The 5,384-nt window shown below is 70.6% G+C and carries 7 protein-coding genes and 1 pseudogene; 5 read left to right on the top strand and 3 right to left on the bottom strand.

Features of this window, described 5'->3' with window-relative positions:
- Together DQW85_RS28395 and DQW85_RS28390 are read left to right on the top strand one after the other, a co-directional pair.
- Positions 1-406 (top strand): annotated as a pseudogene (locus DQW85_RS28395) (bis-aminopropyl spermidine synthase family protein); the annotation flags it as partial.
- Between the two features lie 617 nt (positions 407-1,023).
- Entirely contained in the window at positions 1,024-1,740 is a 717-nt protein-coding gene (locus tag DQW85_RS28390) for a class I SAM-dependent DNA methyltransferase (protein WP_338043424.1), read from the top strand.
- Positions 1,741-1,854: 114 nt separating this feature from the next.
- Here DQW85_RS28390 and DQW85_RS28385 read toward each other — a convergent pair whose 3' ends face one another.
- Positions 1,855-2,226: a DUF488 domain-containing protein gene (locus tag DQW85_RS28385; RefSeq protein WP_113702942.1), complete on the bottom strand. Its 372-nt coding sequence runs from the start codon at positions 2,224-2,226 to the stop codon at positions 1,855-1,857.
- Positions 2,227-2,524: 298 nt separating this feature from the next.
- On the opposite strand from DQW85_RS28385, the gene DQW85_RS28380 reads away from it, so the two are divergent.
- The gene (locus DQW85_RS28380; protein ID WP_113702941.1) at positions 2,525-2,842 is read left to right on the top strand and encodes a hypothetical protein; all 318 of its coding nucleotides are present in this window, start codon (positions 2,525-2,527) and stop codon (positions 2,840-2,842) included.
- Between the two features lie 52 nt (positions 2,843-2,894).
- Here DQW85_RS28380 and DQW85_RS28375 read toward each other — a convergent pair whose 3' ends face one another.
- Entirely contained in the window at positions 2,895-3,776 is an 882-nt protein-coding gene (locus DQW85_RS28375; protein WP_113702940.1) for an SDR family oxidoreductase, read from the bottom strand.
- Positions 3,777-3,885: 109 nt separating this feature from the next.
- Here DQW85_RS28375 and DQW85_RS28370 point away from each other — a divergent pair, with 109 nt between their 5' ends.
- Together DQW85_RS28370 and DQW85_RS28365 are read left to right on the top strand one after the other, a co-directional pair.
- Positions 3,886-4,479 carry a TetR/AcrR family transcriptional regulator gene (locus DQW85_RS28370; protein ID WP_113702939.1) on the top strand — a complete coding sequence of 198 codons (594 nt, stop codon included), beginning with the start codon at positions 3,886-3,888 and terminating at the stop codon, positions 4,477-4,479.
- A 251-nt stretch (positions 4,480-4,730) separates the two neighbouring features.
- Positions 4,731-5,153 carry a hypothetical protein gene (locus DQW85_RS28365; RefSeq protein ID WP_162795445.1) on the top strand — a complete coding sequence of 141 codons (423 nt, stop codon included), beginning with the start codon at positions 4,731-4,733 and terminating at the stop codon, positions 5,151-5,153.
- 72 nt (positions 5,154-5,225) lie between these two features.
- Here the strand turns inward: DQW85_RS28365 and DQW85_RS28360 are convergent, their stop codons facing one another.
- A complete protein-coding gene (locus DQW85_RS28360) occupies positions 5,226-5,384 on the bottom strand; it encodes a glycoside hydrolase family 19 protein (protein ID WP_240197484.1) in 159 nt (52 codons plus the stop codon).

Below are 5,384 nucleotides of genomic sequence, written 5' to 3'. Positions count from 1 at the left end.
CGCCCTGCCGCGGCTGCTGCTGGCCGCCCGCGCCCCTCACGTCCGCGCCTACCCGGCCACGCCCCCCGCCGACCCGGCGGGCCTGACCGCGCCGCTCTCCCCGGTCTACGAGATCGCCGCCAGAGGCGCCGCCATCGACGCGGTACGCCGCACGCCCCCCACAGACCCGGCCGAACGCCTGGTGCGCCACCTGCTGGACCGCGCCCACGGCAAGCTCGTCAACACCTGGCGCGAGGCGCTCATCGCCGCCCACCCCCACCTCACCAAGAGACAGGCCCGCGAGATCGTCCTGCGGGTGGCCCCATGGGCGGACGGCGTCACGGCCCTCGAACTGCCCGCCCACCGACTCGCCGACCTACAGGAGGCCGCCCGTTCCTCACTGGCCCTGCCCACCTCCGAAGCCTGACGTCCGTACGGGCGCCCGCCGTGCGGGACTGCGGCGCGGGGTCACCCGACGGGGTCCTGGTGGTGCGGGTCGGAGGCGGAGTTCGGCCAGCTGCTCGCGCCCATCGGCCTCGGCGCGACAATGACCCTGCTCCCGAGGTCGGTCGCTGCGAGCTACCCCCGGCAGGCGGTCCGTGCGGCGGCCGCCGTCGCCGAGCCGAGGGGGATGGGTGCGGCCGTCGAGGCCCGCGGTGAGCGGCCCGCCGTCACAGGGGATCGCGGCGCTGTGTCGACGCCGGACGGCAGGCGACCGAGACACCGCCGGAAGCCCGCCATGGAGATCATGGATGGTGAGTGGCCGGAACCTCTCCCCCGGGGTTGCCAACTCGGTGGTGGCCTTTCAGCATGGAGCCAGGCAGCTCGACGGTGCGGTGACCCGAGCCGCCGGCGCTTCTACAGGAAGCCGGGCAAAGCCGACGGCCGGTTACGGCCCGGCCGCCATCTTTGCCTTCCCCATATACGCTGGTGATCGAGCGCTTGAACACCGGTGCCTAGATTCCAAGTCCCCGAAGGAATCACATCTGGTGGTCACCGTTGAAACACAACCGCTCCAGCCTCGCGCACCAAGCCCGTTACGCCGTGACGCACCCCCAGAGGATCGTGCCGCACCTGCGCCGGCTGGCCCGTGACACCTGGCTGCGCCTGCGCAACCGCGACCACGTCGCGTACTACCGGGCCGTCATGAAGCACGACACCGCGCGGAGCCCCGAGGGCGCGGTCGGCTCCCACACCCACGAGCGCTGGCTCGCGCTGGGGCGCATGCAGTTCGACTACCTGCGGGAGCACGGGCTCAAGCCGGAGTTCAGGATGTTGGAGATCGGCTGCGGCAACCTGCGCGCCGGGCGCCTGTTCATCGACTACCTGCACGCTGGCAACTACTACGGCCTCGACATCTCGCCCGACATCCTCATCGCGGCGCAGGAGACGGTCGTCCAGCACGGCCTGCGCGAGAAGCTGCCGCACCTGACCCCGGTGCGCGACCTGCGCCTGGCGTTCCTGCCGGACGAGCACTTCGACGTGGTGCACGCCCACAGCGTCTTCTCCCACTCGCCGCTGCACGTCATCGAGGAGTGCTTCGCCCACGTCGGCCGGGTCATGCGGCCGGAGGGGTGGTTCGACTTCACCTTCGACCGCACCGAGGGCAAGGAGCACCACGTCCTGCGGGAGGACTTCTACTACCGCACCGATACCCTCGTGGCGCTGGCCCACCGGTACGGGCTGGACGCGACCTTCATGGACGACTGGGAGCAACTCCCCCACAAGCAGTCGAAGATCCGGATCAGAAGGCGCGCCTGACCGGGCCGACGTGTCGCGGGGCCCGGAGCGCGCCCAGCCCGTGAAACCGCCCGGTCGTGCCCAGCCCCCGCCCAGGCGAGACCTCGGGCGCGCGGCCGAGCGGCGCCACGACGATCAATCGGAGTGGGTGCGAAGAAGGTCGGCGAGCGCCGCGGCCTGGCTGAGCTCGGGCCGCTCGGTGGCGGTGAGCAGCGTCAGCGTGCCCCTTTCGGCCAGCTCGTGCAGGTGGGCGAGGGCCCGGGCCCGTTCGGGGTCCTTCAGCTCCCGCCTGTAGCGACGGCCGAACTCGGCGAAGCGGTGCGCGGCATGGCCGTACCACCTGCGCAGCTCCGTCGAGGGCGCGACGTCCTTGCACCACTCGTCCAGGCGGGCCCGCGCCTTGGACAGCCCGCGCGGCCAGATCCGATCGACGAGCACCCGCGTGCCGTCGTCGCCGGAAGGCTCCTCATAGACCCGGCGGACCCGGATCGTGGGTTCGGCCCTCATCGCCCGCCCCTCTCGCGGTCGCTTGCCCCTCTGACGCAGACTTCCCGAGGGAGGCCGGTTCAGTGCCGGTCCTCGAACGTGGACGGCTGACTGTGTCCGCCAGGAGCTGACAACACGACTTCACCCGCGCGGTCACGCGGCTCGGACGGTAACGTCGGAGTCAAGCTCCCTGAGCGGCAACGCAGCTTTCGGTCCCGATACCGGTCCCGATACATCGCGCGAATTCGGAGGTGATCACGGTGCATCCGGTCCCATGACAGCCCCAACCCGGGGCGTCACGGAGCCGAAAGGTGACCGTATGAGCAAGACCGACAAGACCCGGCCCTGGTGGGTGCGGATAGCCGACGCGCCGATGGTGACCTGCCTGCCTGTACATGATCATCGGTACGGGCCGTGCACGCTGTCCGACGAGATCACCGCCGGCAGCGCGTCCCTGAGCCGCCGCACAAGCGGCTGCTACTGGCGCGCCACCGACTACTACATTTTCGATTGCGGTGGCATCGACGGGGGCCGGGAGTGGCACTACTTCCGGCGCGAAGAGCGCCGCCGCAGCCGTCACCAGGCGCGCCGCGAGCTGCGCGCTTATCAGATTCAGCACTGGACCCGGCGGCGCTGACGACAGGCTGCCGAGCCCCGGCCCCCTTCGCCGCCGGCGACGGGGCGCTTGCTCAGGCGAAGTAGTGGCCCTTGTCCAGGTCCTCGATGAGGCCTGGCTGGGCCGGCCGCCACCCGAGCAGCTCGCGGGTGAGCACGCTGGATGCCGGCTGGTCGACGGCGAGGACCCTTCCCAGAAAGCCGAAGTCCTCGGCCGCGAGGGAAGCGGCAGGCAGGTTCAGGTGACGGCCGATCACCGCGGCGATGTCGCCTACCGGCACGCCCTCGTCGGCGACCGCGTGCAGCACCGATCCCGCCGGGGCCTGCTCCACCGCCAGTCGGAACAGGTGCGCGGCGTCCCGTACGTGCACCGCGGGCCAGCGGCTGGACCCGTCGCCGACGTGGCCGGAGACGCCCTTGTCCCGGGCGATGCCGATCAGGCGGCTGATGAAGCCGCCGCGATCGCCTTCGCCGTGTACCGACCGGGGCAGCCGCACGACGGACGAGCGCACGCCGCGTGCCGCCATGCCGAGAGCCGCCTGGGCGTTCGCGCCCCGGCTCGCGACGAGCCCGCCGGCAGCGGACTCGTCGCGCTCGGTCGCCACGCGCCCAGGCAGCGCGGGCGTCCCGGAGGCGATGACCAGGGGCTTGCCTGAGCCCTCGAGCGCGGCGCCCATCGTCTCGACAACGCGCGCTTCGACCTGTACCGAGGCCTCGAACTGGGTGAAGTCGTGGATGAACGCGAGGTGGATGACCCCGTCGGACCCGGCGGCCCCGGCGCGCAGGGTGTCCAGGTCGTCCAGGTCTCCCCGGAGCACCTCGGCTCCCTTGGCGGCGATGGCGGCGGCCGAGGAATCCGACCTGGCGAGCCCGAGGACCCGGTGCCCCGCGCCGATGAGTTCGGGGACGACTGCCGAGCCGATCCAGCCGGACGCGCCGGTGACGAAAATACGCATGGATACCCCCTGGGGTGTGCTGACTGTCGCATGGCCGAGAACCTGATGGGACTCGGTCCCATCACTCTAGCCGGTGATGAGACCTGGTGTCATCACTTAGACTCTCGGCATGGGCCGATGGGAACCGAACGCGCGGGAACGCCTCGAGCGCGCCGCGCTCGCTCTGTTCGTCGAGCGTGGGTACGACGCCACGACTGTTGCCGAGATCGCCGATCGCGCCGGACTGACCAAGAGCACGTTCTTCCGGCATTTCGCCGACAAGCGTGAGGTGATGTTCGGCGGGCCGGACGCGCTGGCGGAGCTCTTCAGCGATGCGATCCGGACTGCCCCGCCCTCGACGGCGATCGCCGGCTGCCTCGCCGCCGCACTGGAGTCCGTCGCCGCCGCGTTCACCCCAGACCGCCATGATCTCGCCGGGCAGCGGCGAACGTTGATCGCGACCAGCAGCGAGCTGCGTGAACGCGAGCTGCTCAAGCTGGCGCGCCTCGGTTCCGCCATGGCCGACGCTCTCCGCGCGCGCGGAGCCGACGACACGACCGCACGCCTGGCCGCCGAGGTGGGCGTTCTCGCGTTCAGCACCGCCTTCGCGCGCTGGGCGGCGCCCGAAAACCGGCAGCCCTTCATCGAGATCGCGCACGCGGCGCTGCGCGACCTCCAGGCTGCCGCGACAGCGCTCGGCGCGGACGCCGAACCCCGGTCCTGACCTCGGTCTCGCCCGGTTCGCGCTCGGCTTTCCGTGGGACTAGGTCGATCGACCGATGCTCCCGCTATGCCCGTATGTCATCGTCGTTTGCCGCGACAACATCGTTTTCACAGTGAGACAGGCTGCGGTGACCGGCAGCCTGGCCGGATCCACGTCGCGGGCCGGCTGAGGCCTGCTGGGGTCGGTGGGCTGGATGTCGATGGTGGAGCGACCTGACCGACAAGTGCTGCAAGCCCGTTTCGGAGGAGATCATGAACAAGATTCGTAACCTTGCCGTCAGCGTTGTGCTGACCGGCTCCGCGGTCGCCGGCCTGACTGCCGCGCCCGCCGCCGCCGAGGCGGCCCCATCCTCGGTCGCGAAGACGTCGGCCACGTATTCGTTCACGTTCTGGTCCCCCAACAAGGAGGGCTACTTCAAGGGCACCGTGTACAGGAAGGGTGGCCGCCACTACTTCAAGGGCACCCTGTGGGATGGCGGGCCCGGCCCGCAGGACTTCACCCGGGTGAGGTTCCGGTACTTCGACGAGTTCGGCGAGTCGCACCTTGAGACGCACAAGGTCGTGAGCGGTACGAAGCACTTCGGGCCGTTCCGCATCACGCGCGACTTCGACATCCGCCTGTGCGACATCGGCAAGCTCGGGACGGTCTGGGGAAGCAGGCACGACGTCTTCTGATCGCCTCCTGGGCTTGACAGCCGGGGAGAGAGGCGCGGCCCAGCGGGCCGCGCCTTTGTGTGCGCGTCCGGGTCAGCAGCTGAGGTTGCCGCCCGGGGTGGTGCCGAGGATCTGGACGAATCGCTGGTAGGCGTTGACGCGGCTCTGCACCTGGGCGGGGTTGCGGCCGCCGCATTCGAGGGCGCCGTTGATGCTGCGGATGGTCTCGCCGAAGCCGTGGCCGTTGACCAT

The sequence above is a fragment of the Nonomuraea lactucae genome (genome assembly GCF_003313395.1).
GTDB lineage: Bacteria > Actinomycetota > Actinomycetes > Streptosporangiales > Streptosporangiaceae > Nonomuraea > Nonomuraea lactucae.
Note: the sequence above shows the minus strand (reverse complement) of the source record. Positions and strands in the feature narration are given on the sequence as shown.

Excerpts from the sequence above, each read along its gene's own strand:
- DQW85_RS28370 (WP_113702939.1), top strand. The coding sequence starts at position 3,886 with ATGGGCCGATGGGAACCGAACGCGCGGGAACGCCTCGAGCGCGCCGCG.
- DQW85_RS28375 (WP_113702940.1), bottom strand. The coding sequence starts at position 3,776 with ATGCGTATTTTCGTCACCGGCGCGTCCGGCTGGATCGGCTCGGCAGTC.
- DQW85_RS28360 (WP_240197484.1), bottom strand. The coding sequence starts at position 5,384 with ATGGTCAACGGCCACGGCTTCGGCGAGACCATCCGCAGCATCAACGGC.
- DQW85_RS28385 (WP_113702942.1), bottom strand. The coding sequence starts at position 2,226 with ATGAGGGCCGAACCCACGATCCGGGTCCGCCGGGTCTATGAGGAGCCT.
- DQW85_RS28365 (WP_162795445.1), top strand. The coding sequence starts at position 4,731 with ATGAACAAGATTCGTAACCTTGCCGTCAGCGTTGTGCTGACCGGCTCC.
- DQW85_RS28380 (WP_113702941.1), top strand. The coding sequence starts at position 2,525 with ATGAGCAAGACCGACAAGACCCGGCCCTGGTGGGTGCGGATAGCCGAC.